Source organism: Bacillus sp. 16GRE42 (assembly GCF_019837435.1).
GTDB classification, from domain to species: Bacteria; Bacillota; Bacilli; order Bacillales; family Bacillaceae_G; genus Bacillus_A; species Bacillus_A wiedmannii.
The window spans coordinates 928,094-952,058 of the sequence record NZ_JADAXF010000001.1 but is presented as its reverse complement, the minus strand read 5'-3'; the positions used below and the strand labels follow the sequence as shown (position 1 = coordinate 952,058).

Here is a 23,965-nt window from a genome sequence, read left to right as displayed (position 1 = left end):
TATAAGGACATTTTTGTATAGGCAGTAATAGCAAAAGGAGAGGCAATATGAAAAGAACAATAATGAAATATAGCATAATGTTTAGTTTGTTACTATTAACATCATGTGATATATCGGATGAAGAAATTGAACAAAAAGCACAAAGTTATACAAAATCGGAGCATGGTATTTCTGTGAAACTAGATCGAATTGAAATACCCGAACAAGGTAAGGGTTTTTTAGGTCCGGACACACGAACCGCTTATGTACAGCAAGTAGATGAACCGCATTTGCAATTTCAAATATCCTTCGATGGACGAAGCTCTCCAAAGGTAAATAATGATAACTATAAAATAAAAAAAGAAGCGATTGATTTACGAGAAAGATTCAATACATATTATGAAGAAAAAGGAAATAATACTATACTTACTTTCGAACAAATGCAGACGGGAGATATTGTTTTCGATAAGGATGCAGAGAAAAGAATAGCGAAGAAACATCCGAAGCATTATGTTACGGCAGTTTTTAGAAGTAATACTATTTCAGATGTAAACAATCCTGTACATATGGAAACATTAGCGGAGGTTGCAAGAAGTATAAAAGAATTCAATAAAACAATTGAAAATAGTAAGAGTAGTGTGGAGGATATAACAATTCAGTTGCCAAATGATAATAAGGATGTATTACTACATATTGCGATAGATTATATAGTAACGGCTGAAGATGCGAAAAAGACCCTTGAGAAAAAGGTTGATTATATGAAAGCTTTACAATCTGCAAGGGAATAGTTTGACACCTTTACTTCTCACGAAACATATAGTATGATGATTTCAGTAAATTAGATTTCAATGACTATAATATAAATTAATGAGAGGTGCTTTTTGTGAGTGCGGTAGGTACTAAATAGGAAAAATTTAATGAAATAAATCGGATAAGACCAGGGGATTTTTATGTATACCATACCCCTAATTTTGTCATGGATTTATTTCGATACCTATGAAGATACCTACAATACTTTATAAAGCGTGTAATAAGGGGATTGCTATCCGTTTTTATGGCTTATTTCCTCATATGTTATTACTCATGCCTTGTAAATGTAAAAGCTGCGGTATCCCCGCAGCTTTTTTGTATATATTTTAAATGTATAAAAATGGTAATTGAATAATGTAGGGCTCATTGGAATCTAATGAGTAGGTATCTTCATTTATGATAGAAATCAATCAAAGTGAGGAGAAACAAAATGAATACGATGACTTTTGAAAAGTTACAATATAACGAATTAAAGGATATAGTGAAATCTTATTGTGTAAGTGGATTAGGTAAAGAATTATTAGATAAATTAGAGCCGAGTACGAGTATAAAAGTAGTGAGGAATCGCTTGAATGAAACGACAGAAGCACGAGCTATAGTAGATGCAGAAGGGCATGTTCCTTTCTTCGGTATTTCAAATATTGCTAGTACAATTCAAAAATTAGAAAAAGGGATGATTTTAGATCCTGAAGAGTTAGTAAGTGTTTCAGACTTTTTACGCGGCTGTAGAAAGATTAAAAAGTTTATGTTAGATAAAGAATTTTTTGCGCCAGTATTAGCTTCTTATGCAAATTCAATGACTGAATTTAAAAGTATTGAAGAGGAAATCAACTTTTCCATTAAAGGCAATAGTATTGATGCAGCTGCTAGTAAAGAGTTAAAACGAATTCGTAATAACATTGATTCAGTAGATGGGAAAATAAAAGAACGTTTAACAAAGTTTTTAAATAGTAGTGCAAATAAGAAGTACATTCAAGAATTCTTTATTAGTAAGAAGGATGATAGGTATACGATTCCAATTAAATCTTCTTATAAAAATCAAGTTGCGGGAAGTATAGTTGAAGCGTCCGCTAAAGGTTCTACTGTATTTATAGAACCGCATACGGTTACAAAGTTAAATGCGGAACTCGCAAGTTTGAAAGCAGAAGAAGCGATGGAAGAGTATCAAATTTTAGCGACTTTATCAGGAATGGTAGTAGAAAGTATTTATCATATAAAAATTAATATGGAATTAATTAGCCAATATGATATGGTATTTGCGAAAGCGAAGTTTAGTAAATCAATCGATGGAATAGAGCCGAAATTAAATGATCATGGCTACATTCATTTAGTAAATTGTAAGCATCCGCTTTTAAGTGGGAAAGCAGTACCGTTACACTTTGAAATCGGTCAAAACTATCGTAGTTTAATTATTACAGGACCAAATGCGGGCGGGAAAACAATTGTGCTAAAAACAATCGGATTGTTAACTTTAGCGACAATGTCAGGCTTGCATATTGCTGGAGATAAAGAAACAGAAATTGCTATTTTCGAAAATGTATTTGTAGATATTGGTGATAATCAAAGTATTGAAAATGCATTAAGTACATTTTCATCTCATATGAAAAATCTATCTGAGATTATGAGGGAATCAAATAATAATACATTATTGTTATTTGATGAAATAGGAAGCGGGACTGAACCGAATGAAGGGGCAGCACTTGCAATTTCTATTTTAGAGGAGTTTTATCTTGCAGGATGTATTATAGTTGCGAGTACGCATTACGGTGAAATCAAACGATTCTCCGAAATGCATGATGATTTTATGAATGCAGCGATGCAATTTAATAGTGAGACGCTAGAACCACTTTATAAATTAGTAATCGGAAAATCAGGTGAAAGTAATGCACTTTGGATTGCAAATAAAATGAACGTAAGAGAGCGTGTACTGCAAAGAGCGAAAGAGTATATGGGGAATAAAGAGTACGCTCTAGAACAAGTGAATGAAAGTAAAATTAGAAAACCGAAATTTGTGCAAGAAAAAAGAGAAAATCATTACGAGTATAAAATCGGCGATCGTGTAAAAGTATTAGATTATGATGATTTTGGTATTATCTATAAGGAAATAGATAATTTCTATAACGTCGTTGTATATTATAACGGTGAATTTGTTGAAGTGAATGTAAAACGTATTACGTTAGAGGTAGCGGCGAAGGAATTATACCCAGAGGGATATGATTTAAATACAGTATTTGTCGATTATAAAGAAAGAAAAATGCAGCATGATATAGAGCGCGGATCGAAAAAAGCGCTTCGTAAAATTCAAAAAGAAATAAGAAAGAATAGAGGATAATATAGAATGGTAACGATTAGACAAGAACAAAAAAACGATTATAGAAAAACAGAAGAAGGTGTACAACAAGCATTTTTACATGAAGAATTTAGTGATAAAAAAGAGCATGAACTTGTAAAACGTATTAGAGAATGTGACGCATTTATTCCAGAGTTATCAATCGTTGCAGTAGATGAGGAAATAGTCGGTCACATTCTGTTATCCAAAATTACGATAGAACAGGATGGAACTTCTGTAGAATCATTAGCGCTTGCACCTGTATCAGTTGCTAGGGACCATCAGAAAAAAGGAATCGGCGGGAAGCTTATTGTAGCTGCGTTAGAAAAAGCGAAAGAACTTGGATATGGATCAGTTGTAGTGTTAGGGCATCCAGAATACTATCCGAAATTTGGTTTTAAGAAAGCAAGAGAGTGGAATATAAAAGCACCATTTGAAGTGCCAGATGAAGTGTTTATGGTGATTGAGCTAAGTGAGAACGCTCTGCAAGGTGTAGAAGGAGTTGTTCAGTATTCGAGTGCTTTTGCTGAGTAGGAATATCAGTTGAAAAATGTAATCATAAAAGATGCTATCTTTTTGTAGAGATATACAGAAAGATAGCTTTTTTTATTTAGCAAATTCACTTACGTATATTTTGCTCAATGAATAATTAAGGTGGTAAAATTGATATAGAAATGTAAAGGGAGAGAATAGAATGAAGAATCGAGAAACAGATAGCAATGAGAATGTAGTTACGTTATATGTTACAAGACACGGAAAAACAATATTAAATACGAATCATCGCGCGCAAGGTTGGGCAGACTCCCCGTTAGTAGAAAAAGGTGTTGAAGTTGCCTCTAATTTAGGAACAGGATTAAAAGATGTTCATTTTACGAATGCGTATAGTAGTGATAGCGGCCGAGCGATTGAAACTGCTAATTTAGTATTAAAATATAGTGAGCAATCAAAGTTAAAACTTGAGAAAAGAAAAAAATTACGAGAATTAAATTTTGGTATTTTTGAAGGTGAAAAACTTGAAAATATGTGGGATGTGGTTGGAAAAGCTGCAGGCGTTGCATCACCAGAAGAACTTATGAAGTTTTCTATTCAAGAAGTGATTAATCTTATTAGAGCAGCAGACCCTACGAAACAGGCGGAAGATTGGGAATTATTTTCTACTCGTATAAAAGAAGAGATTGATAAAATTAGTGAAGAAGCTGCTGCAAATGGTGGCGGTAATGTTTTAGTTGTCGTTCATGGGCTCTTGATTACTACCTTAATCGAAATGTTAGACAGTAGCAAAACAAAACTTGGAGTAGAAAATGCTAGTGTGACCCAGGTTGTATATAAAGACGGAACATACACAGTCGAGTCTGTTGGAGATATGAGTTACGTTGCAAAAGGGAAAGAAAGTGTGGAAATATAAAAATAAGAAAAGGAAGGTAGAGAAATCTAGCTTCCTTTTTATTTTTAAATATATCATTTATTAGCTATAATCGTAATATTCTGTTAAAAAAGAACTGTGAAAATTATTGTAATGGTATAATTAGGGAGTAGGAACAACAAATTAGTTTGTAGTGTATTGGAGGGACATTAGTCTAGCTTTATATTTCATCTCATCTCGGAATCTAAAATAAGTATACGAGAAATAAAACAAAGTAAGGAATGTGTGAATATGGATCGAATATATTTTGTGGACAACCCGTGGCCTAATGGTCATCGAATTGTTAATTTTAAGTGGAGTGCACATTTTAAATATGCTGAGGAAGAAGAGTTAAATGGTATGGCTGGTTTGTATTTTGATTTGCATTTAGAGACCGCGGATTATGATGAGGAAGATTTGGATGAAGAAGATGAAGAGAATGAGGAAGAAGATGATTGGCAGGCTAAGATTGTATGGAACAACTTCCATAGATGCACTTTGTCATCAGAAGAATGGGATTTTAAAGGGTTTCGTGTAGGCAGTGATGAGGCGCCTTTTAATTTGGATACGCTAAATGGGAAGAGATTTGCAATTGATTGTTTATCGGAAGATGAGCAGCAGGACTTAGATTTAGAGTTAACTGCATTTGACGTTTATTTACTTGGACATGATGCGTCAGCCTTTCATAATATTAAGTTTACTAGATTAGAAGGGCAGACATATCAAATTGAATGGAAAGGGAAATTGGCACTAGCGTATATTGGTGATTATGAATTTAAATATGATTTTCATACACTAATTACCTCAACATCATTTAGTGGAATTAATATTCCTAATGAAATATCTGATTATGAGGCGTATGTTTTGCTAAAAAGATTTGTTAGTAATCCAGTATTGTTTGAATTGCAACATGATAAAGGGGATAGACGATTTGTATTGAAATAAAAATATATTATTGCATTTATGAAATGTATGAGTAAAAGGCTACCGTATTCGACATAGTTAATAACTTTGGTGTCGGAAAATTAAAAGAAAATGATACATAGTATGTGATTTATGTTCAGTTCTAAGAAGAAAAGAATATTAACAATTATATGGAGAAGTGATTATGTTGATTGAATTCGTTCATTTGTTATTTGGAAAACCGTGTGAAAAAGGTGATTCGTTCCAAACTAAGTTTCCACGTTTTATTTATTGGAGTGCAGTTGTATTTTATTTTTTTGGAATGCTATTATTTTTGGTTTTTTCTTTTATTGATACTGTATTTATTGGATCGTTGATATTTGGAGGTTTGTTTTTTCCTTTAATATTTAGATTTGTTTATTATATAAACTTAAAAATGAGGGGCCTAGAAAGAGAAGCATAGACAGAAAAAATATAAATAACTGGGTAATTGAAAAGAAGCGAAATCGAACATAAATAACGTTAAAAAAGGAAGTGAAGAAATATATTCTAGCTTCCTTTTTTTATTAGTACGATTATGGAATTAATAAAATCTTCCCTGTACTTTTTCGGCTCTCTAATAATTCATGAGCACGGGCACCGTCTCGTAAAGAGAATGTAGTAGGACTTGTGATTTTTACTTTTTCGGTCGCAATCCATTCGAATAATTGAGAGGAGCGTTCTTTTCTCTCTTCATAAGATGTAAGCACGTTCCAAAGGTCTCCGCCAGTTAAAGTTTTCGAAGTATCCATAAGCATACGCGGATCAACGGGCGCAGGATTACCACCAGCCATTCCGTAAAATACGACAGTACCACCAGTTTTAGTTGCGCTAAAACTTTCCTCTAATGTAGAACCTACTGATTCATATACAACATTTACTCCATCACCGTTTGTTGTTTCAAGTACTTTCGCAGGCCATGCTTCAGTATATAAAAATACGTGATCAGCACCAGCTAACGTAGCTATCTGTGCTTTTTCTTTTGATGAAGTTAGGCCGATTACTTTTCCGCCTAGTAGTTTAATTATTTGAATAAGAAGTTGCCCAACACCACCAGCTGCGGCATGTACTAAAGCTATATCACCTTGTTTTATTTCATAGCTATCTTTCGTTAAGTAATGTGCTGTTAGACCTTGCAATAAGACAGAAGCGGCTGTTTCAAAAGAGATAGAATCTGGAAGCTTAATTGCTTTCTCCGATGGAACAGCAACTAGGTCTGCATTTGCAAATGGGACATCAGCAAATGCAATACGGTCTCCAGGATTAATATTCGTAACGTCAGCTCCTACTTTTTCAACAACGCCAGCTCCTTCATAACCTAATACATATGGTGGGTTGCCAGCGAGATGATAATCACCGCGGCGTCTATAAATATCAGCGAAATTTAAACCGATTGCTTTCGTGCGGACAAGAATTTCATTTGGATTTATGATTGGATCATGTATTTCTTTATATTGTAGTACATCCGGATTTCCGAACTGTTCGAAACAAAGTGCTTTCATATGGAATCCCTCCATTTTTATTGTTTGTCGATGCTCTTTATCATACAATACAAATATCAATAGACAAAGAGGATTATTTCGATGAAATCAATCGGGAATATCGATTGAAAAGAGGGACGATAAATGGAGATAAAACAATTAATTACATTTAAAGTAGCAGCGGACACTTTGAATTTTACGCAAACTGCGAAGAAATTAAACTTTGCTCAATCGAGTGTAACGGCGCAAATTAAAACGTTAGAAGCAGAGTTAGGTACGCCGTTATTTGAAAGATTAGGAAAACGTCTTTTTTTAACTGAAGCAGGCAGAAAGTTTCAACTATATGCCGACAAGATGATTGCACTCAGTAACGAAGCAAAAATGGCTGTGAAAGATGATGAGGAAATAGCAGGTACGTTAATAATCGGTGCGCAAGAAAGCCAATGTACATATAGACTTCCTTCTATATTAAAGAGGTTTAAAGCACAATTTCCTCAAATAAAGCTTATATTTAAACCAGCACATTCCAATAAAGATGCGAGGGAACAATTGATGGAGGGAAAAGTCGATCTTGCCTTTATTTTGGACGAATGTAAAACAGAAGATGCTTTACATGTGGAGCCGCTTATGAAAGAAGAATTAAAAGTAGTAGCTGCTTCAGGGCATTATTTACTCGAGCAAACTTCCGTTTCTACAAAAGATTTAGAGAAGGAAACACTTTTGTTAACAGAACTCGGTTGCTCGTATAGAACTTTATTTGAAGAGCTATTTCGTACAGAAGATGTGTATCCAGCAAATAAAATTGAGTTCGTTAGTGTCGAGGCAATTAAACAATGTGTTATTGCAGATTTAGGTATAGCAGTTTTACCCGCGATAGTAGTAGAAAAAGATATACGAGAGGGAACGATAAAAGAGTTACATTTAGAAAATGCAATTTCACCGATTTATACACAAATTGCTTGGCATAAAGATAAATGGATGACAGCGCCACTGCAGCAATTTATTGATGTGACGAGGGAGTTTTTTACAACAGATTAAGTGGAGAAATATTTATTTTATATAAAAGAAAAAATGGCAATTTTGTATAAAGAACCGATGCTTGCATGTAACAAGTATCGGTTCTTTTATGTTTTAAATAAAGAATGCTATAAAATGTGTATTTCTCAACTTTTTTTCTTAGACAGATAAGTAAAATTCTTCGTATATTCCAATAATCATAAGGAAATTTACAACGTTTATCCGTTTCTGTAAGATGCCTCTAGGAAGCATGAAAGGAGGGCTTACATAGCGGTATAGCTTGTTTTTATGATACGTACTTATTTTTGGGGAGGAGATTTGCAATGTTTAAAAAGTTAATGAAAGTATGTGTGTTAAGTGTAGCGAGTGTAGGTGTATTATTTAGTTTTCAAGGAAGTACATTTGCAGCTACTGATTTAAGTAGTTACTATGACGGGAAAAATCCGGCTACAACGAAAGTATACGGAGGCAGTACAACGTGTGATGCAGATGGATTTAATGCAAAGTCTACAGCGGTGTATGAGGGGAGTAAAAAAGTAGGGACAGTGTATTTACGTTACAGTAATAAATGTCACGCAGCATGGTCTAAGCTTGTTTTAGATCAACCAGCACCTTCCGTTTCTGGAGGGATATATGCTTACGCTGTTATTAATAAATATAAAAACGGTGTATTTCAAAAATCAGTAGACTCTAATAGTGGTAATGGAGCAATAAAAACAGGTCAAACGAGCACGTATACAGGAATGGTATTTGATTTAACTGCTGATTTTGGTTATACGGCTGATGCCGAAGCGGTGACGATTAATAATGGTTACGGGAAAACTGGACGTTATTAATAAAGGAGTGGAATTCTATGAAGCTTTTTAAAAAGGTAAGCGCATGTCTTTGTCTGGCATTGCTCGTCATAACTAGTGTTTTTAGTACGACGAATAATGATAAAGCATTTGCAGAAGACCATTCATATGATGGGAAAAGCCCTTACTACAATAGCTGTGATCAATCAGCAGTAACGAAAGAAAAGAAGTGGATTGATTCTAATTCATATGTGGAATTAAAATTTAGCACGACGTGTAAAACAGCGTGGGCAAAGGTTACTGTAACTCGTGCAGCGGTTTATAATAACGAAGCTGATGCAAGGATAGTCAGAAAAACCGATGGAAAGGCATATACTTGCGGAAGTGCTGGAGGAAATGGTGTTGTGAATAAAGGGCAAACATCATGTTATACGCCAATGGTATATGATTTAGATCCAAGAAAGGCACAAGCACAAGGGAAACATGCCATTCCGAATAGTGATGCATATAATTATGCGGAGACAATTTGGTATTAATATAATACATGAGTTAAGAGTTGTTATTTGATATAAAAATGAAAGAGCCTTATTGCATTTTAGTGTGGTAAGGTTCTTTCAAGTTGTTAATAGTTTAAGAACAGTTATTTACAATGACATCTCTTTATAATCACTTTTAAGTATCGCCATAATAATTTCATCTGAGAATGTATCGTTATAAAATAAAGATTGACGTAAGGTTCCTTCTTTTACAAACCCAATCTTTTCATAAGCTCTAATTCCGCGTAAATTATGGCTAAATACTTCTAACTGTAACCGATTTAAATATAGTTGTTCAAAAACAAATTTTAAAACAATTGTAATAGCTTCAGTTCCATATCCTTGTCCTGTTAGTGCTATTGAAAGCATTGATATTCTGAATCCTGCTCTTTTGTTCTCCTCATCGATATCTAAAATCGACAACTCTCCAATCATTTCGTCATTGCTTTGTAAACAAATAGCGAAATCATAGCGACTCGAATCATTATTTATATGAGCTATATGTGTCTTTATTTGTTCCAATGAAAAAGTAGGTTTGGTTCCAGTCATATAACGTATCTCTGTATCCATCGTACTTTCTAATATAATTGGGGCATCTAGTTCGCAAAGAGGTCTTAAATAAATTCTTTCACTCTCTAATCTCATTATAAATTTCTCCTTAAGTTTGGTGATAGAGTATATAAATATTTTTGCTCTACATGGAAGAAGAGTTTTATTTTGTGTATTGTTTGAAAAGTATGTGTCTTACTTTGATGTTACATGAATTTTATAATGATATGGTATACCTAAAACAAATGATAAAAGTTTTATACACAACAAAATGTATCAACAAGTTTTTTTATAATCGAATTAACTAAGGTCTGTATCAGGAGGAGTGTACCCAAGGTGACGAGCCATAGATACAATTTGTCCTTTATGATGAAACTCATGTGTCTCTGTATGAGTTAAAAGCCATATCGGTGTTGTACTCCAAGGTTCTTTTTGCCATTTCACTTCATTTGCTATATTTTCGAGCCAACGGTCATTGTATTCATCTAAAAAGTTTTGTACAGTCTCATCTACTAACTTAAATCTAGCACGGACTTTCTCCACATCTGCATGCTCAATTTCATAATCACTAGCGAATGAAAAATCTGCTCGTTTTTGCTTGAATGCAAATGATCCAAGCCAGTATCGATAGCAATCGGCTACATGAATATGCGTCTTTATAATACTACCGCTCCCGAAATTAGGAACAGTGCTATGTAATTTTTCTAGTGGAATTTCTTCCAAAAATGTAAATAGAGTTTCTCTTGTAGAGCTAATAAGATTATATTGTTGTTTTAAAATATGTAACATGAAATTAACACTCCTCTTTTATTTACTAAACTATTTGTGTAGTAAGTAATTCTATATGTACGAGAGGTGAACCTTTTTATTATTTTTACTAGGCATATTAGATGTATTTCTTAATCGTTTCTGATAGATTAAACAAGGTGAAACTTTAATAAGTTGAACATTCTTAGTTCATAATAAATGGTACATGAAGAAGGGGAACGATAAAATGAATAGACTAGTTGGCTTAAAACAATTTGAAATAACGCGCGGGGAACTGCTTAAATTTATGGAAACGTTAGATGATAAAACTGTAGATACACAGCCAGAGGGTTTTAACAATACAATTCGTTGGCATATTGGTCACGTGTTAACGGCAGCAGAAGTTTTCATGTTTGGAAAAGAATTTAAACAATTACCAACTGAATATCCAGGTATGTTTGGGTATGGATCAAGACCGTCTAAATGGAAAACAGAAGGACCATCGTTAGAAGTGTTAACGGCTCAATTAAAAGAACAAGCTAAACGTATTAACGAAATTCCAGCAGAAGCATTTGAAAATAAACTGCCAGAGCCATTCCTAGGATTGGAAACAGTAGGAGAGCTATACGGTATGATGCTATATCATGAAGCTGATCATATTGGGCAAATGAAGGCGATGGAACGTATTATTAAGGCTCTTTAGTTTTAATTGCATATGAAAAACGAAATCACAGATGTTTTGTGAAAATTGAGGTGTAAGTAGTTACAATCTTATTTTTCACAATACAGGTGTAATGTTAAATAATATAAAGACAAAAAAAGATAGATAATTTATTATCTATCTTTTTTTGTTGTTGAACTTTTTGAAGGATTATGAACGATTATCATCGTGATACTGATGAAGTAGGAATAGTTATTATTTTTTGTTTTACATAATAGAAAAATATTGAAGATAATACAAAAATAAGGTTGCAAAATCTGTATGAAATATAAGTATAATAGAGAAGAACTAGAAATAGGGGTGAATACTATGATTACATTAGAACAAAAGTTGGAGCAATACACACATACATATGCACAGATAAAGGGAGAACTAAAATGGAAAACGAGTGATTCTCGAACAGGAATGATGATTGCTGCTATGTATGCAGGTAGTGATAAATTGTTTGATCTCGGACGTTTTTTAGAAATTAGTAGTTATATTAAGAATCAGGTAGGGATGTTTTCATACTTAAAGTCTTATCATCGCTTTGTTGTGGCCGCAACATTAGATATTCACTTTACAGATTACAAGAAAGCTTTTCGGAAGTTTTTAGATTTATATGAACAATTGGTTGCTGGTGGTTTTAGCCGAAGTATATTTACTTATCTCGCAGCTGCTGTGCTTTTAACAGAAGAAAATGAACAGCATGGCACGCACATTCAGCGTTCGATGCAAGTATATAAACGCATGAAAGAGGATCATCTTTTTCTTACAGGTACAAATGATTATCCGCTCGCAGTTTTACTAGCAGGACAATCAGAGAATGTAGAAACACTTATGGACCGAGTAGAACGTCTGTATCAGAAACTAGCGAGAGCTGGTTTGCGTAAAGGGAATGATCTTCAGTTTTTAAGTCATATCCTCTCACTAAAGAAGGATGTCCGTGAAGAAATGTTAGTTGCAACATGTACAAACATATGGAAGTTGTTAAAACAAGAAAAAGTTAAAGTGAAACAGATGCATTACCCAGCTATCGGGCTACTAGCGTTACTTGAGGATGGAGAAAAAGAGGTTCATGCTATTAAAGCGTTGATTGAAAAATTGCAGGGAGAGAAATTATTCCGTTGGCATACAGATGCGAATATTCTTATTGCTATTCAACTGTTCGTAAGTCAGAAAGGTGAGGAAAGTAAAGCTACCAACACAGGTTTACAAACTATGATAGAAGTCCTCATACAAGCACAACAGGCAGCTATGATGGCAACGATTGCTGCTTCATCTGCTGCAACATCTTCTGCTAGTACTAGTTCATAATGTGCAATTGCGTATGCTCTTGTAATTTATAACTCCTTTGATAAGGACGGTTTAAAAAATATTATTAAAAAAGCCCATCACTCTCTAATGAGTGATGGGCTACCTGTTTTTACATAATCAGCGTTATTTTTTGGACTCCTTCAAACGTTTGAGTTGTGTAACAATCATAATGCTAATAACAACGAGTAAAAACCATGAGCTAATTTTGCTTAAGTGAACGAGATTCCACGCTTCCCGTTGATTTGGATATTGCCATGCTCCGAAAAAAGTTGCGATGTTCTCTGCAATCCAAATAAAGAAACCAATAAGGAAAAAGGAGAGAACGAGTGGCATTTTATATGTAACACCTCGTAATGAAAATTCTACAAATGTTCGAAAGAAAACGATGAATAAAAGAACAGTTAACACCCATCTAAAGTCATTTGAAAAATGATGTGTAAAAAAATTAAAGTAAATCATTGCTCCTAACGGCACGGCAAAAATAGCTTTCGGCCAATGATGCATTTGTAAATGCAATCTTCTCCACGCTTGGCATATGTAACTTGCAACACTTGCGTACATAAAACCGCTGTAAAGTGGAACTCCAAAAACTTTTGAATATGCCTCTTCCGGATAACTCCATGAACCGAAATGTACTTTATATATTTCTAGTAGAAGGCCGATGAGGTGGAAGACAGTAATTACTTTTAATTCGTCTTTCGTCTCAAGCCCAGTCTTGTACATAATCCACTGCATAAGAAGACATACGATGAGTATGAAATCGTAGCGGTATAACCCTGGGATAGAAACTATTTTTGAAAGGGCTAGTGTTAAGAAAATAACGACTGGGAATAAGCAAGATAATGCTTGCTCGTAAGTGAAGTGTAATAGTTGTTTTATATAGAACATTGTGTCACCTTCGATATTTTTGTTAGAAAACTCGAAATAATGACTAAGTATACTACAATTTTAAAAATAAGCCAGTAGTCTATTTTTCATGTATTTGTAAGTTTTAGAAAGGAATTGTAATAAGTATTTTAATATTTAACAAAGTGAAAAAATAGTTTGCTATTTAAAAAAAGTGAGGATATAATATCTAAATGAAAATGATAATTATTATCAATGATAATTATAAATAAAAAATAATTATAAAAAACAACTGAATATAAAGGATGAAATGAAACATGTTACATAAGCCTGCTGTATATGCTAGCAATAATCGCTGGATACATATTAAGTTCATATGTTTCATGAGCTTAACAATTTTATGTTTAATTGGGTCTATATTTTTGGCCGTTGCATTTGGTGCAAAGGATATTCATTTGCAAACAGTATGGGCAGCGGTTTTTGATTATAATCCGAAATTAACGCAGCACCAAATTATTTATGAATTAAGGCTCCCAAGGGTAATTGGCGCAGCGGTTGTAGGAGCTGCTTTTGCAGTCGCTGGGGCTGTAATGCAAGGGGTAACACGAAATCCTTTAGCGGATGCGGGTGTACTCGGAATAAATGCAGGTGCGATGTTTGTAGTAGCACTTAGTTTTGCCTTTTTCCCGCATATGCCGTATTCCTATTTGATGATTGTTTCCTTTATTGGAGCAGTCTTAAGTACAGTACTCATTTTTATTATCGGATCGGCTACTTCAGGTGGGTTAACACCGATGAGGTTAACGATTGCTGGAGCAGTTATGGCCGCACTTTTACATTCGTTAAGTTCAGGTGTTGCAATTTATTATGATTTAAGCCAAGATTTAGCGTTTTGGTACGCTGGTGGTGTTGCAGGAGTTAAGTGGGAACACTTGAAATTTTTAGTTCCTATTATTCTCATAACGATTGTTTTTGCGACAGTGTTAGGGCGATCTATTTCACTCATATCAATGGGGGATGATGTTGCTACGAATTTAGGAGTAAAAACGAACCGAACGAGAATACTAGGGATGATTATAGTAGTCATTCTTGCTGGTGTATCTGTTTCAGCTGTTGGCTCTATTGGGTTTGTAGGACTAGTTATCCCGCATATTGCTAGAAAATTAGTTGGTGTGAATTATCGACTCATTATTCCTATGTCAGCATTATTAGGAGCTATGTTATTAGTTTTAGCTGACTTAGGAGCAAGAACAGTAAATCCTCCTAAAGAACTTGCGATAGGAATTATGGTAGCTCTTGTTGGAGTTCCGTTCTTCCTCTATATAGCACGTAAAGTTGGGAGGGAGTTGTAAGTGAAGAAGATTTTAAACACGGATAAAAAGAGAGCTATTACTGTAACTACAATTTTCGGTTGTATTAGTATCGCTGTAATTTTAATTAGTTTAAATACAGGGACATTGAGCATAGCGCCGCTCAAAGTAATTCAAACGCTTTTCGGTTATGGTGATTTTGAGAGCGCAACAGTGCTATACGATTATCGTATGCCAAGAATTATAATCACAATGTTAGCAGGTATTGGTCTTGGGATTTCTGGTGCGATTTTGCAAGGGTTATCTCGCAATGCGCTGGCCGATCCTGGTATCCTCGGATTACATTCAGGTGCATCTTTCGGGCTAATTATATTTGTTACTTTCTTTCATTCTATTAATGAGAATGCATCGATTTTAATACCGTTATTTACATTTGGCGGGGGAGTGCTAGCTGCATTTTTAATTATTATACTTGCGAGTGATCGGTCAAAAGGTTTACTTCCTATTCGACTTATTCTTGTTGGTATTGCAGTTTCAGCTGGATTTAGTGCGATTTCGTTATTTTTCTCTCTTAAGTTAAATGATGAAACGTATACATTCGCTTCTAGATGGTTAGTTGGTAATGTGTGGGGAAGGGATTGGATTCATGTCCTTGCATTATTACCTTGGATTTTCATACTAACTCCATATGCATGGCTAAAATCTAAAACGTTAAATGCATTGTCACTAGGTGATAGTGTGGCAGCAGGACTTGGAGTTTCTGTTCAAAAAGAACGGTTACTACTTTTAGCTACAGCGGTTGGATTGTCTTGTGCGAGTGTATCGATGGCTGGAGGGATTGGTTTTATCGGTTTAGTTGCTCCGCATATTGCCAGAAAGTTAGTAGGTACTACATATCAACACTTTCTTCTTTTAGCTGGTATTATCGGAATGATTATTTTAGTGCTAGCAGATACGATAGGTCGTTCTATATTTGAGCCAAACTCTATTCCAGCTGGTGTAGTAGTGGCCGCTTTAGGAGCACCGTATTTTCTTTATTTACTTACAAAAACAAAATAAATACTTCAAAGAGGAGAACATATGAAAAAGAAACTTACTATTTTATTTAGCATGATGTGTATTTTAGTATTAGCAGCATGTGGTCAAACGAAAGCTAATGAAGAGGCAACGAAAAAAACGGAAAAAAGTAATGACCCAAAAATTGCTTCAATGTCTATTCACTTAACAAATGATTTACTTGCATTAGGAATTACACCAGTAGGTTCTGTAATTGGTGGAGATTTAAAAGATTTCTTACCGCATGCAAAAGAACAACTGAAAGATACGAAGAAACTTGGTGTTGTAACTGATCCAAATATGGAAGCATTACTTCAATTAAAGCCATCTGAAATTTATGTTGATGAAAAATACGCTGGCAAAGATGTAGCGAAATACGAAAAAATTGCAAAAACGCATACTTTCAATTTAGATGAAGGTACGTGGAGAGATCATTTAAAACAAGTTGGTAAACTTGTAAACCGTGAGAAAGAAGCGGATACATATATTCAAGATTACGAAGAGCAATCAAAACGAGTAAAAAATTTAATAGATAAAGAGCTAGGTAATAACGAAAAAGTAATGGCAATTCGTGTTACTGCAAAAGAATTACGTGTATTTAGTACGAAAAGACCGATGGGGCCAATTTTATTCCAAGACTTAGGATTGCAACCTGCAAACGGTGTAGAGAAAATTGATGGAAACCGTCCTTTCGAAGTCATTTCACAAGAAGTATTACCTGACTTTGATGCAGATGCTATTTTCGTTGTTGTAAACGGAGATGATAAGGCAAAAGCTGCATTTAAGCAACTTCAAGAAACACCAATTTGGAAAGACTTAAAAGCTGTTAAAGGCAAGCGTGTATACATTATCAATGACCAACCATGGCTTGACTATTCTGCTTTAGGTAACAAAATGGCAATGGATGAAGCGGAGAAAATGTTTACGAAATAATATCGATTCGTTGTTAGGAAGATCCTCTAAATTTGGGGGTCTTTTTTATTGTTAGAATAAATGAAAAATTATACAATGAATGTAATTTAATGTAGAGGAGATGTGCCAATGTCAGCGCTTATTGTAAGTATCTCGTGTATAAAGCAGTTTATAGAACGAGGGGATAAATAGGCTGAAATAAGTATCCCCGTTATTTAATAAAGGGGGAGTTTGAAATGACAATGAATCTTTTTCAAAATAAAACGATTAAATTATCAGCTATTAGAGAAGCGGATGCTGAAGTAATGGCTATGTGGCAAGAAGATAGTGAGTATTTAAGAAATGTAGATACAGATGTAGCATTCCCGCAATCGATACAAGAAATAGCAAGTAATGGGCTATTAAAAGGACGAAGATCGAATAGTGTTTCTTTCATGGTAAGGACAGTTCAAGATGATCGCTTAATTGGTTTTGTGGCGATTCATGGCATAGAGTGGAATAACAGAATGGGTTTATTAGCCATTGGTATAGGAGAGGGAAATGATAGAGGGAAGGGGTATGGAAGAGAAGCAATCAATCTTATATTAAATTATGCATTTTATGAATTGAATTTACACCGCGTCGGTCTTGATGTTATTTCTTATAACAAAGCTGCTATTAAGTTATATAAAAAGATGGGTTTTCAGATGGAAGGCTGTATGAGAGAAGCGGTGCAAAGAGATGGGAAATGTTTTGATCGTATCATTATGGGGATATTGCGGGAGGAATGGATAGAGCTGCAAGATTAAAAATATATTCCATATTATATATGTAGTATGCAGGAGATATACCAGTAATTGGCGAAATTTTACAGTGCACTGATTGATTTTATAAGGAGTTATGCAAAATGAATTTAGAAAAAGCAAAACCAGTAAATGAAGAGGTCGCTGAATTGAAGGAACTAATTAAAGAATTACACGGAAGTGTACATCAACTTCAAAGTGAAGTGCAGCAACTAAGGCACGAAAGACCGGTTGTTGAAGTGAGAAAAGGTGTTCAATTATCGCCAGCAATCGTTGGACAAATTGGCGGTATGATTTTAGGTGGATTAGCAATTATCGGTATATTTTGGTGAACGAAAAAAAGGTATGCAATTTAGCTGCATACCTTTTTCATTTTCGTTATTTGTCGGTAAGTCGATATTCTCTGTAGAATCATCGATATAATTTCACCCACTACAACTATTACATTAAATAACGTAAATATATATAAACATGTGATAGTAATAATGCAATAATAGTTAACGGTAAACCAATTTTTAAGAAGTCCATATACGAGAAAGCATGTCCTTCACGTTTTGCAATACCAGCAACGACTACGTTTGCGGATGCTCCGATTAATGTTCCGTTTCCTCCTAAGCAAGCCCCAAGTGATAACGCCCACCATAGTACTTCAATTTGCGGAGAGTCGACAGATAATCCGAGTCCTGTAGCTAAATCTTGAATAAGTGGTATCATCGTTGCGACAAATGGGATATTGTCAATTGTTGCAGATGCAATGCCTGATACCCATAAGATAAGTATCGCAGCGAAACCGATATCACCGTTCGTTACGTCGAGCACTTCTTTTGCGAGTGAAGAAATGAGCCCGATATCAATTAACCCGCCAACGAGAACGAATAATCCAGCGAAGAAGAAAATGGTTACCCATTCAACGTGGGCAAATACATCTTCAATATCATGTTCTTTTACGCCAATTAGCATAAGAATTGTAGCGCCTGTCATCGCGATAACCGCAGCGTCTACATGAATAATCGAATGAAGTACAAAGCCTAAAATAGTTAGTCCTAAAATTGAAATGGATTTTAAAAGGAGGCTTTGATCTTTAATATAATCTTTTTCGTTCAATGCCATTAATATTTTATTTTGCTCAGGTGTTGTTTTTAGTTTGTTACGATACATAAAGTAAATAATGCCAAGTGTAACAATAGAAATAATAATTACGATTGGAGCTAAGTTTAGTAAAAAGGCATTAAAGTCTAAATGCTTATTTGCTGACCCAATCATAATGTTCGGTGGGTCACCGATTAATGTTGCTGTTCCGCCTATATTTGAAAATAGCACTTCTGAAATCAAATAAGGAACAGGGTTTACTTTTAAAATACGTGTAATGGATAGTGTAACAGGTACGATTAATAAGACGGTTGTTACGTTGTCCAAAAATGCAGAACCAACTGCGGTTAATAAAGATAGTAATAATAAAATGCGGATTGGTTTTCCACCAGCTGCCTTAGCTGCTTTAATAGCCACAAATTCAAATACGCCTGATTGACTCGTAATATGTACGAGAATCATCATCCCAATTAAAAGGGTGATTGTTTCCCATTGAATATGTGATGTGAAAGCGGTATGTAAATCTACAACTCCAAAAATAATCATAATAGCAGCGCCGAATAGTGCGATTACAGCACGATTCAATTTCTCAGAAATAATAAATCCGTACGTGATTAAAAATACGGCAATTGCAAAATAATATTGCCAATTTGCTACTTCATGTGCTGATTGTTCCAATCATGTCACCTTCTTTAAAGTATGTATTCAATTGTCGAAATGTATCTCGCTATATTAATACGGGATAAAATATATTGTAGCAAATTCAAAAAAGAAAGAAAACTATTTAACAAAGTGAAGGAAAAAATATGATTTTTACATATCATATAAAAAATATAAAAAACACAGTGCAAATTATTAGGAAAAGTGAGCGTTGTCCTCTAATATAGAGATAGCAATTTACATTATTTTTGCGTAAAATGGTTTAAAGAGGTGAATTCCGATGGAAATAGTAAAAGATAGTTCTCTTATTCAAAATGAAATTGAACGTTTTGTAAATAAAGATGTATATATTCATTTAGAAACAACGAACGGAGCGTATGCGTCACACTTTAACGAAAAGATGATGACAGTTGGAGCATTCATTCGAAATGCAATTATTCGCTTTGAGCGCGGGAAGATTACTGGAACGAATCCATACCGAGTTGGTTTGAAAATGGATCATGGCTGGGTATATGCAGAAGGTATTACGCACTGGGAAGTAGACGATAAAGAGCGTTTATTACTAGCAGGGCATGATAACCAAGGCCGCTTAGCAGTTGCACTTGAGTTAAGCTTAACACCATTTAAGTAAGAAGGAGGGAAACTTATGGAGAGACATGTACTTGTTGTATTTCCGCATCCAGATGATGAAGCATTTGCGGCGGGAGGAACAATTCGCTTATTAACAGATCAAGGAGTACCTGTAACGTATGCATGTGGTACTTTAGGACAAATGGGACGTAACATGGGGAAAAATGTATTCGCTAACCGTGAAACGATTCCAAATATCCGTGAAAAAGAATTAAAAGATGCATGTGAAGCGATGGGAATTCAAGATTTAAGAATGCTTGGTTTTCATGATAAAACGTTAGAATTTGAAGATGTTGATTTCGTTGCAGATAAAATTGAAGCAATCATTCAAGAAGTAAATCCATCTCGAATTATTACATTTTATCCAGAGCACGGCGTACATCCAGATCATGATGCATTTGGCCGCGCAGTCGTTCGTGCTGTATCACGTATGCAAAAAGAAGAACGTCCAGTCATTCATGCAGTTGCGATTACGAGAAATCGCGAAGCTGTATTAGGTGAGCCGGATGTTGTAAATAATATTAGTGAAGTATTCGAGCATAAATTAGCTGCACTAGGTGCGCATCGTTCACAAACAGAAGCGATGTTAGAAGAAACACATGCAAAAATCAAAAATAAAGATGCAGCAACGTTAAAATGGCTGCAACTTGAACAATTTTGGACTTATAAATGGGAGTAGGCTAGAAGGAAACTTCTAGTAGCTCTTACATAGAAAAAGCACCGTCATTTGTGACGGTGCTTTTTTAGTGAATAATCTTTATTCTCCGCTATTTGAGAGTAACCTTCACTTTATCGTGTACTCCATTCTTTTGTAAATTCATCATGATATGCTTCGCTCCAATGGTATGGCTGCAACTCTTTTAACGGTTTGAAAATAATATCTTGTTTAGAATTTGTAATGGTGCATAGTACTTCTGGTCCCCAATAAAATAAACGTTCTTGGCATACACCACAAGGTGATAATACTTTTAATTCAGAATGCTCATTTTCCCTTGCAAGACAAATAGAATGTGTAACTTTCTTATGAAATTTATGAGCTTCTAAAATTGCACCTGTTTCCATACAAAGTTCTGTTGAAGCGTTTATTACGTCAGGGGCCACACTTGTATAAATGGATCCATCTTCTACACGGATTGCTGCAGCTCCGCCCCAATTATGCGGATACCTTTGTTCAATTAAATTTTTCACTGCTTCATATAATTGTTGTTCAATGCTCAATTGTAGTCCTCATTTCTGCTTAATTTTCGATTCAATGACTGTTATTTTTATAGTAATACCGTTAAAAAAGAATAGACACTCAATTTCAAACTATAAATTCAAGAATTATTTTTCATCTGCATACTTTTCCTCTAAGGCAATTAATAGAGGAATTGATATAGTTACAAGAATGATTAAAGTGTTTATAAAAGATTTAGAAAGAGAAAAAGAACCTTCGATTAAAAGTGATAAAAATTTGAATGAAAGTATACTTGTTATTAAGGAAACTACTAAAAAGCTAAAAAGAGACAAATTTTTATTTTTGATAGATGTTTCTATAAAATCTTTAAGACAGCTTATGACGACAAATATAGTTAATATAATAAGAGAAATAAAATAATGTGTTACATTTGTCATACTAATAGTAGGATCGTCTATTATGTAAGCAAGTAACTTAGATACTAACATACCTCCAAATAATAAAATAATAAAAGCAAGTAATCCTTCCGATGTATAAGTGCTGAAATTATCTTTCTTATTAAAGAGTTTATAATTCAGAGTAGATTGGCTTATTTGAATTAGGAATAGGGTAATAATCCACACATAATATACAATTGGTAATTCTCCTGAGAATAGAGCAATCAGGAAATTTATTACTGTCCTTAAAATTTCAATCATTACGAAAGGCCTCCTGTTTGTAAGCTTTGCGACATTAAAATATGCTAGTTTATCGTTTCATAAACAGATCTGTAAATTCAAACTATTTATAATTATTCCATAAAAAGGTAGTGGTATCAAGTTGTCTTTTTTACAAAACCTCCAAGACTCAACACTAGAAAAAGAACCGCAATATGTAATATAATTGAAAAAGTATATTTAAAAATTAATGTTAATATTACCCTCCTATAAGTATTAACATACGTAATTGAGGTGTTTTTTTTGTTGTTTTATGATCGAATTTCTATAATGGCCCCTCCTGTTCCGTAGCTTAGGAAAGTCTTTTTATTTCTGAGATTTTCAAAGTTATAGGAGGGTATGAAAAATGAAAAAAGTCTCAGTACCATCAATTTTGTTAATGATTATTCTTGTGGCATTTCCGCAAATTAGTGAAACGATTTACACACCGTCTTTACCTGACATTTCAAAGGCGCTACATGTAAGTAATAATGAGGTACAGTTAACTCTTAGTGTGTATTTCGCTGGATTTGCTTTAGGTGTATTTTTTATTGGATGGTTATCGGATATAATTGGCCGTCGCCCGGCAATGTTATTTGGAATTGTAATATATGGTGTAGGTAGTTTCTTATGCTTTATTGCAAATTCCATTGAAGTTTTATTGCTAAGTCGTTTTATTCAAGCGTTTGGAGCAAGTGCTGGCTCTGTTGTTACACAAACGATTCTTCGTGAAAGTGTAGAAGGGCATAAGAGGCATGTTATGTTTGCTCAAATCTCGGCAGTCATTGCTTTTACTCCAGCGATAGGACCATTAATTGGTGGCTTTCTTGATCAAATGTTTGGATTTAAAATCGTATTTTTGAGTTTAGTAGTTATGAGCATTGGAATTTTGCTGTATACGTTTGTTTCTCTTCCCGAAACAAAGACGAACGCAATAACGAATAAAATCAATGTGTTTTCTGTTTTAAAACGATTGATTACAAATCCGAAAGTAGTAACATACGGGTTATTAATTGGAGGAGCGAATGGTGTTTTATTTAGCTATTATGCAGAAGCGCCGTTTATCTTTATTGAATACTTTCAGTTATCGCCTAGTATGTATGGACTTCTAGGAATTGTTGTTGCTTCTGCTTCTATTATTGGAGCGAAAGTTTCAAAACGATTGCTTGCCACATATAAACCAGAGAAGATTATATATATCGGTTGTCTTGTAATGACTGGGGGAGCTATCCTTTTATCTGTTATTACTTCACTGGGATCAAATCCAAACATAATATATATGATTGGATTTTTAGTAGCGATGTTTATATTGCTATTAGGAATTGGGATAGCGTTACCTAACTGTTTAAGTTTAGCATTAGTAGATTTTCAAGATGTCATTGGTACAGCCGGAGCATTGTTTAGCTTAGGATACTATGTAATTGTAACAATGACAATTTGGGGAATGAGCCAGCTGCATACGGGCTCGTTACTGGTGATGCCACTTTATTTTCTGGTTATAGTAGTTATCATGATGTTGTTTACTAAAGTGTTTATTTTAGGTAAACAAACTTCAAAAATGATTTAAATATGAAATGGTAAAAGAGTCTCATTTTTTAATGAGACTCTTTTATATTTTATGAAGATGATTAGTGGATATACGAACAAAAATTAAAGGTATTGTTGAGGGGAAGATAAAAGCTGAAGAGAAAAGTTTTCCGCTTTCCGGTGTATTGTTGATTGTTTTAAGTGTAGTGATGTATTTCTTAAAGTAGGAGATGGGATAGAGAAGCTAGTTACTATGTAGTTCTACTAATATATTAAATTTTTGCGTGATGTGTTAATTGCATGTGTAAGTAATTATAGTGCAAACTATAATTAGTGAAGTATATGCGGTATGAAACCGAGGAGACCCTATCTTCCTCGGTTATTTATACTGTAATAATATTCATACCGGAATCATATTGAATAGATGTATTTTATTGTTAATTTAGTTGAAAATTAATCAGACTATGTATAATGATTTACCGAAAAAATAATTGAACTTTTCAGACAAATGAATTAATATAAGGTAAGTAATTTTAAGATTTATAGAATATTGGAAGATGAAAGGTTTTGAGAATTTTGTAAGAGGCAAAAAACGATTTTAGGATAGCTTTAAAGTTAGTCTGAAATGACGTTTGCTTCATCATTTTCAGGGCCGAAAGGAATTAGGGGAAAGTATCT

26 protein-coding genes are annotated in these 23,965 nt (G+C 34.2%); 19 read left to right on the top strand and 7 right to left on the bottom strand.

Annotation, left to right across the window (positions count from 1 at the left end):
- Positions 1–47: 47 nt before the first annotated feature.
- The 6 genes from ILS93_RS04925 to ILS93_RS28650 all read left to right on the top strand — a co-directional run bounded on the left by ILS93_RS04925 (position 48) and on the right by ILS93_RS28650 (position 5,886).
- Positions 48–767 carry a hypothetical protein gene (locus ILS93_RS04925; protein WP_098103395.1) on the top strand — a complete coding sequence of 240 codons (720 nt, stop codon included), beginning with the start codon at positions 48–50 and terminating at the stop codon, positions 765–767.
- A 452-nt stretch (positions 768–1,219) separates the two neighbouring features.
- Positions 1,220–3,121, top strand: a complete 1,902-nt coding sequence (locus ILS93_RS04920) for an endonuclease MutS2 (RefSeq protein WP_222660062.1) — start codon at positions 1,220–1,222, stop codon at positions 3,119–3,121.
- A gap of 6 nt (positions 3,122–3,127) precedes the next feature.
- Complete coding sequence (locus tag ILS93_RS04915) at positions 3,128–3,652, top strand: GNAT family N-acetyltransferase (RefSeq protein ID WP_098103397.1); 525 nt, start codon at positions 3,128–3,130, stop codon at positions 3,650–3,652.
- Between the two features lie 160 nt (positions 3,653–3,812).
- On the top strand, positions 3,813–4,523 hold the full coding sequence (locus ILS93_RS04910; RefSeq protein ID WP_064475955.1) for a histidine phosphatase family protein: 711 nt from the start codon (positions 3,813–3,815) through the stop codon (positions 4,521–4,523).
- 249 nt (positions 4,524–4,772) lie between these two features.
- The gene (locus ILS93_RS04905) at positions 4,773–5,465 is read left to right on the top strand and encodes a hypothetical protein (protein ID WP_078183028.1); all 693 of its coding nucleotides are present in this window, start codon (positions 4,773–4,775) and stop codon (positions 5,463–5,465) included.
- A 163-nt stretch (positions 5,466–5,628) separates the two neighbouring features.
- Positions 5,629–5,886, top strand: a complete 258-nt coding sequence (locus ILS93_RS28650) for a hypothetical protein (protein WP_098103398.1) — start codon at positions 5,629–5,631, stop codon at positions 5,884–5,886.
- Positions 5,887–5,998: 112 nt separating this feature from the next.
- On the opposite strand, the gene ILS93_RS04900 is transcribed toward ILS93_RS28650, so the two are convergent.
- Positions 5,999–6,964 carry a quinone oxidoreductase family protein gene (locus ILS93_RS04900; protein WP_078183030.1) on the bottom strand — a complete coding sequence of 322 codons (966 nt, stop codon included), beginning with the start codon at positions 6,962–6,964 and terminating at the stop codon, positions 5,999–6,001.
- Positions 6,965–7,087: 123 nt separating this feature from the next.
- Here ILS93_RS04900 and ILS93_RS04895 point away from each other — a divergent pair, with 123 nt between their 5' ends.
- The 3 genes from ILS93_RS04895 to ILS93_RS04885 all read left to right on the top strand — a co-directional run bounded on the left by ILS93_RS04895 (position 7,088) and on the right by ILS93_RS04885 (position 9,290).
- Positions 7,088–7,981, top strand: a complete 894-nt coding sequence (locus ILS93_RS04895; protein WP_064475953.1) for a LysR family transcriptional regulator — start codon at positions 7,088–7,090, stop codon at positions 7,979–7,981.
- A gap of 302 nt (positions 7,982–8,283) precedes the next feature.
- Complete coding sequence (locus tag ILS93_RS04890; RefSeq protein ID WP_000473756.1) at positions 8,284–8,796, top strand: DUF2690 domain-containing protein; 513 nt, start codon at positions 8,284–8,286, stop codon at positions 8,794–8,796.
- Between the two features lie 17 nt (positions 8,797–8,813).
- Positions 8,814–9,290 carry a DUF2690 domain-containing protein gene (locus ILS93_RS04885; RefSeq protein WP_060631718.1) on the top strand — a complete coding sequence of 159 codons (477 nt, stop codon included), beginning with the start codon at positions 8,814–8,816 and terminating at the stop codon, positions 9,288–9,290.
- Positions 9,291–9,398: 108 nt separating this feature from the next.
- Here ILS93_RS04885 and ILS93_RS04880 read toward each other — a convergent pair whose 3' ends face one another.
- Together ILS93_RS04880 and ILS93_RS04875 are read right to left on the bottom strand one after the other, a co-directional pair.
- On the bottom strand, positions 9,399–9,935 hold the full coding sequence (locus ILS93_RS04880; protein WP_064475952.1) for a GNAT family N-acetyltransferase: 537 nt from the start codon (positions 9,933–9,935) through the stop codon (positions 9,399–9,401).
- 204 nt (positions 9,936–10,139) lie between these two features.
- Positions 10,140–10,628 carry a DinB family protein gene (locus ILS93_RS04875; protein ID WP_064475951.1) on the bottom strand — a complete coding sequence of 163 codons (489 nt, stop codon included), beginning with the start codon at positions 10,626–10,628 and terminating at the stop codon, positions 10,140–10,142.
- A 184-nt stretch (positions 10,629–10,812) separates the two neighbouring features.
- Here ILS93_RS04875 and ILS93_RS04870 point away from each other — a divergent pair, with 184 nt between their 5' ends.
- Positions 10,813–11,289, top strand: a complete 477-nt coding sequence (locus ILS93_RS04870; protein WP_141669124.1) for a DinB family protein — start codon at positions 10,813–10,815, stop codon at positions 11,287–11,289.
- A 279-nt stretch (positions 11,290–11,568) separates the two neighbouring features.
- Positions 11,569–12,603 carry a DUF4003 domain-containing protein gene (locus ILS93_RS04865; RefSeq protein ID WP_098101891.1) on the top strand — a complete coding sequence of 345 codons (1,035 nt, stop codon included), beginning with the start codon at positions 11,569–11,571 and terminating at the stop codon, positions 12,601–12,603.
- Positions 12,604–12,726: 123 nt separating this feature from the next.
- Here the strand turns inward: ILS93_RS04865 and ILS93_RS04860 are convergent, their stop codons facing one another.
- Positions 12,727–13,491, bottom strand: a complete 765-nt coding sequence (locus ILS93_RS04860; RefSeq protein WP_098101893.1) for a DUF817 domain-containing protein — start codon at positions 13,489–13,491, stop codon at positions 12,727–12,729.
- A gap of 275 nt (positions 13,492–13,766) precedes the next feature.
- On the opposite strand from ILS93_RS04860, the gene ILS93_RS04855 reads away from it, so the two are divergent.
- The 5 genes from ILS93_RS04855 to ILS93_RS04835 all read left to right on the top strand — a co-directional run bounded on the left by ILS93_RS04855 (position 13,767) and on the right by ILS93_RS04835 (position 17,841).
- On the top strand, positions 13,767–14,801 hold the full coding sequence (locus ILS93_RS04855; protein ID WP_098101894.1) for a FecCD family ABC transporter permease: 1,035 nt from the start codon (positions 13,767–13,769) through the stop codon (positions 14,799–14,801).
- Entirely contained in the window at positions 14,802–15,818 is a 1,017-nt protein-coding gene (locus tag ILS93_RS04850) for a FecCD family ABC transporter permease (protein WP_088107058.1), read from the top strand.
- Between the two features lie 21 nt (positions 15,819–15,839).
- Complete coding sequence (locus ILS93_RS04845; protein ID WP_098101896.1) at positions 15,840–16,748, top strand: iron-hydroxamate ABC transporter substrate-binding protein; 909 nt, start codon at positions 15,840–15,842, stop codon at positions 16,746–16,748.
- A gap of 215 nt (positions 16,749–16,963) precedes the next feature.
- Positions 16,964–17,515 (top strand): GNAT family N-acetyltransferase, encoded by a 552-nt coding sequence (locus ILS93_RS04840; protein WP_064475946.1) that lies wholly within the window; start codon positions 16,964–16,966, stop codon positions 17,513–17,515.
- Between the two features lie 98 nt (positions 17,516–17,613).
- Positions 17,614–17,841: a coiled-coil domain-containing protein gene (locus ILS93_RS04835; protein ID WP_001047302.1), complete on the top strand. Its 228-nt coding sequence runs from the start codon at positions 17,614–17,616 to the stop codon at positions 17,839–17,841.
- 109 nt (positions 17,842–17,950) lie between these two features.
- Here the strand turns inward: ILS93_RS04835 and ILS93_RS04830 are convergent, their stop codons facing one another.
- A complete protein-coding gene (locus ILS93_RS04830) occupies positions 17,951–19,276 on the bottom strand; it encodes an ArsB/NhaD family transporter (protein ID WP_222660060.1) in 1,326 nt (441 codons plus the stop codon).
- A 262-nt stretch (positions 19,277–19,538) separates the two neighbouring features.
- Here ILS93_RS04830 and ILS93_RS04825 point away from each other — a divergent pair, with 262 nt between their 5' ends.
- Positions 19,539–19,889 (top strand): YojF family protein, encoded by a 351-nt coding sequence (locus ILS93_RS04825; RefSeq protein WP_000407039.1) that lies wholly within the window; start codon positions 19,539–19,541, stop codon positions 19,887–19,889.
- A gap of 15 nt (positions 19,890–19,904) precedes the next feature.
- Positions 19,905–20,567: a bacillithiol biosynthesis deacetylase BshB2 gene (bshB2, locus tag ILS93_RS04820; protein ID WP_000439468.1), complete on the top strand. Its 663-nt coding sequence runs from the start codon at positions 19,905–19,907 to the stop codon at positions 20,565–20,567.
- A gap of 110 nt (positions 20,568–20,677) precedes the next feature.
- On the opposite strand, the gene ILS93_RS04815 is transcribed toward bshB2, so the two are convergent.
- Both ILS93_RS04815 and ILS93_RS04810 read right to left on the bottom strand, forming a co-directional pair.
- Positions 20,678–21,106 carry a cytidine deaminase gene (locus ILS93_RS04815; protein ID WP_098101897.1) on the bottom strand — a complete coding sequence of 143 codons (429 nt, stop codon included), beginning with the start codon at positions 21,104–21,106 and terminating at the stop codon, positions 20,678–20,680.
- A 105-nt stretch (positions 21,107–21,211) separates the two neighbouring features.
- Entirely contained in the window at positions 21,212–21,763 is a 552-nt protein-coding gene (locus ILS93_RS04810) for a DUF5823 family protein (protein ID WP_064475943.1), read from the bottom strand.
- Between the two features lie 364 nt (positions 21,764–22,127).
- Between ILS93_RS04810 and ILS93_RS04805 the strand changes: the two genes are divergently transcribed.
- Positions 22,128–23,327, top strand: a complete 1,200-nt coding sequence (locus tag ILS93_RS04805; RefSeq protein WP_064475942.1) for a multidrug effflux MFS transporter — start codon at positions 22,128–22,130, stop codon at positions 23,325–23,327.
- Positions 23,328–23,965 lie beyond the last annotated feature (638 nt).

What these genes read in the sequence shown, in the direction of transcription:
- ILS93_RS04880 (WP_064475952.1), bottom strand. Translation starts at nt 9,935, where the DNA reads ATGAGATTAGAGAGTGAAAGAATTTATTTAAGACCTCTTTGCGAACTA.
- ILS93_RS04805 (WP_064475942.1), top strand. Translation starts at nt 22,128, where the DNA reads ATGAAAAAAGTCTCAGTACCATCAATTTTGTTAATGATTATTCTTGTG.
- ILS93_RS04905 (WP_078183028.1), top strand. Translation starts at nt 4,773, where the DNA reads ATGGATCGAATATATTTTGTGGACAACCCGTGGCCTAATGGTCATCGA.
- ILS93_RS04885 (WP_060631718.1), top strand. Translation starts at nt 8,814, where the DNA reads ATGAAGCTTTTTAAAAAGGTAAGCGCATGTCTTTGTCTGGCATTGCTC.
- bshB2 (WP_000439468.1), top strand. Translation starts at nt 19,905, where the DNA reads ATGGAGAGACATGTACTTGTTGTATTTCCGCATCCAGATGATGAAGCA.
- ILS93_RS04835 (WP_001047302.1), top strand. Translation starts at nt 17,614, where the DNA reads ATGAATTTAGAAAAAGCAAAACCAGTAAATGAAGAGGTCGCTGAATTG.
- ILS93_RS28650 (WP_098103398.1), top strand. Translation starts at nt 5,629, where the DNA reads ATGTTGATTGAATTCGTTCATTTGTTATTTGGAAAACCGTGTGAAAAA.
- ILS93_RS04925 (WP_098103395.1), top strand. Translation starts at nt 48, where the DNA reads ATGAAAAGAACAATAATGAAATATAGCATAATGTTTAGTTTGTTACTA.
- ILS93_RS04825 (WP_000407039.1), top strand. Translation starts at nt 19,539, where the DNA reads ATGGAAATAGTAAAAGATAGTTCTCTTATTCAAAATGAAATTGAACGT.
- ILS93_RS04810 (WP_064475943.1), bottom strand. Translation starts at nt 21,763, where the DNA reads ATGATTGAAATTTTAAGGACAGTAATAAATTTCCTGATTGCTCTATTC.
- ILS93_RS04860 (WP_098101893.1), bottom strand. Translation starts at nt 13,491, where the DNA reads ATGTTCTATATAAAACAACTATTACACTTCACTTACGAGCAAGCATTA.
- ILS93_RS04845 (WP_098101896.1), top strand. Translation starts at nt 15,840, where the DNA reads ATGAAAAAGAAACTTACTATTTTATTTAGCATGATGTGTATTTTAGTA.
- ILS93_RS04865 (WP_098101891.1), top strand. Translation starts at nt 11,569, where the DNA reads ATGAAATATAAGTATAATAGAGAAGAACTAGAAATAGGGGTGAATACT.
- ILS93_RS04855 (WP_098101894.1), top strand. Translation starts at nt 13,767, where the DNA reads ATGTTACATAAGCCTGCTGTATATGCTAGCAATAATCGCTGGATACAT.
- ILS93_RS04915 (WP_098103397.1), top strand. Translation starts at nt 3,128, where the DNA reads ATGGTAACGATTAGACAAGAACAAAAAAACGATTATAGAAAAACAGAA.
- ILS93_RS04900 (WP_078183030.1), bottom strand. Translation starts at nt 6,964, where the DNA reads ATGAAAGCACTTTGTTTCGAACAGTTCGGAAATCCGGATGTACTACAA.
- ILS93_RS04895 (WP_064475953.1), top strand. Translation starts at nt 7,088, where the DNA reads ATGGAGATAAAACAATTAATTACATTTAAAGTAGCAGCGGACACTTTG.
- ILS93_RS04920 (WP_222660062.1), top strand. Translation starts at nt 1,220, where the DNA reads ATGAATACGATGACTTTTGAAAAGTTACAATATAACGAATTAAAGGAT.
- ILS93_RS04890 (WP_000473756.1), top strand. Translation starts at nt 8,284, where the DNA reads ATGTTTAAAAAGTTAATGAAAGTATGTGTGTTAAGTGTAGCGAGTGTA.
- ILS93_RS04875 (WP_064475951.1), bottom strand. Translation starts at nt 10,628, where the DNA reads ATGTTACATATTTTAAAACAACAATATAATCTTATTAGCTCTACAAGA.
- ILS93_RS04840 (WP_064475946.1), top strand. Translation starts at nt 16,964, where the DNA reads ATGACAATGAATCTTTTTCAAAATAAAACGATTAAATTATCAGCTATT.
- ILS93_RS04910 (WP_064475955.1), top strand. Translation starts at nt 3,813, where the DNA reads ATGAAGAATCGAGAAACAGATAGCAATGAGAATGTAGTTACGTTATAT.
- ILS93_RS04870 (WP_141669124.1), top strand. Translation starts at nt 10,813, where the DNA reads ATGAAGAAGGGGAACGATAAAATGAATAGACTAGTTGGCTTAAAACAA.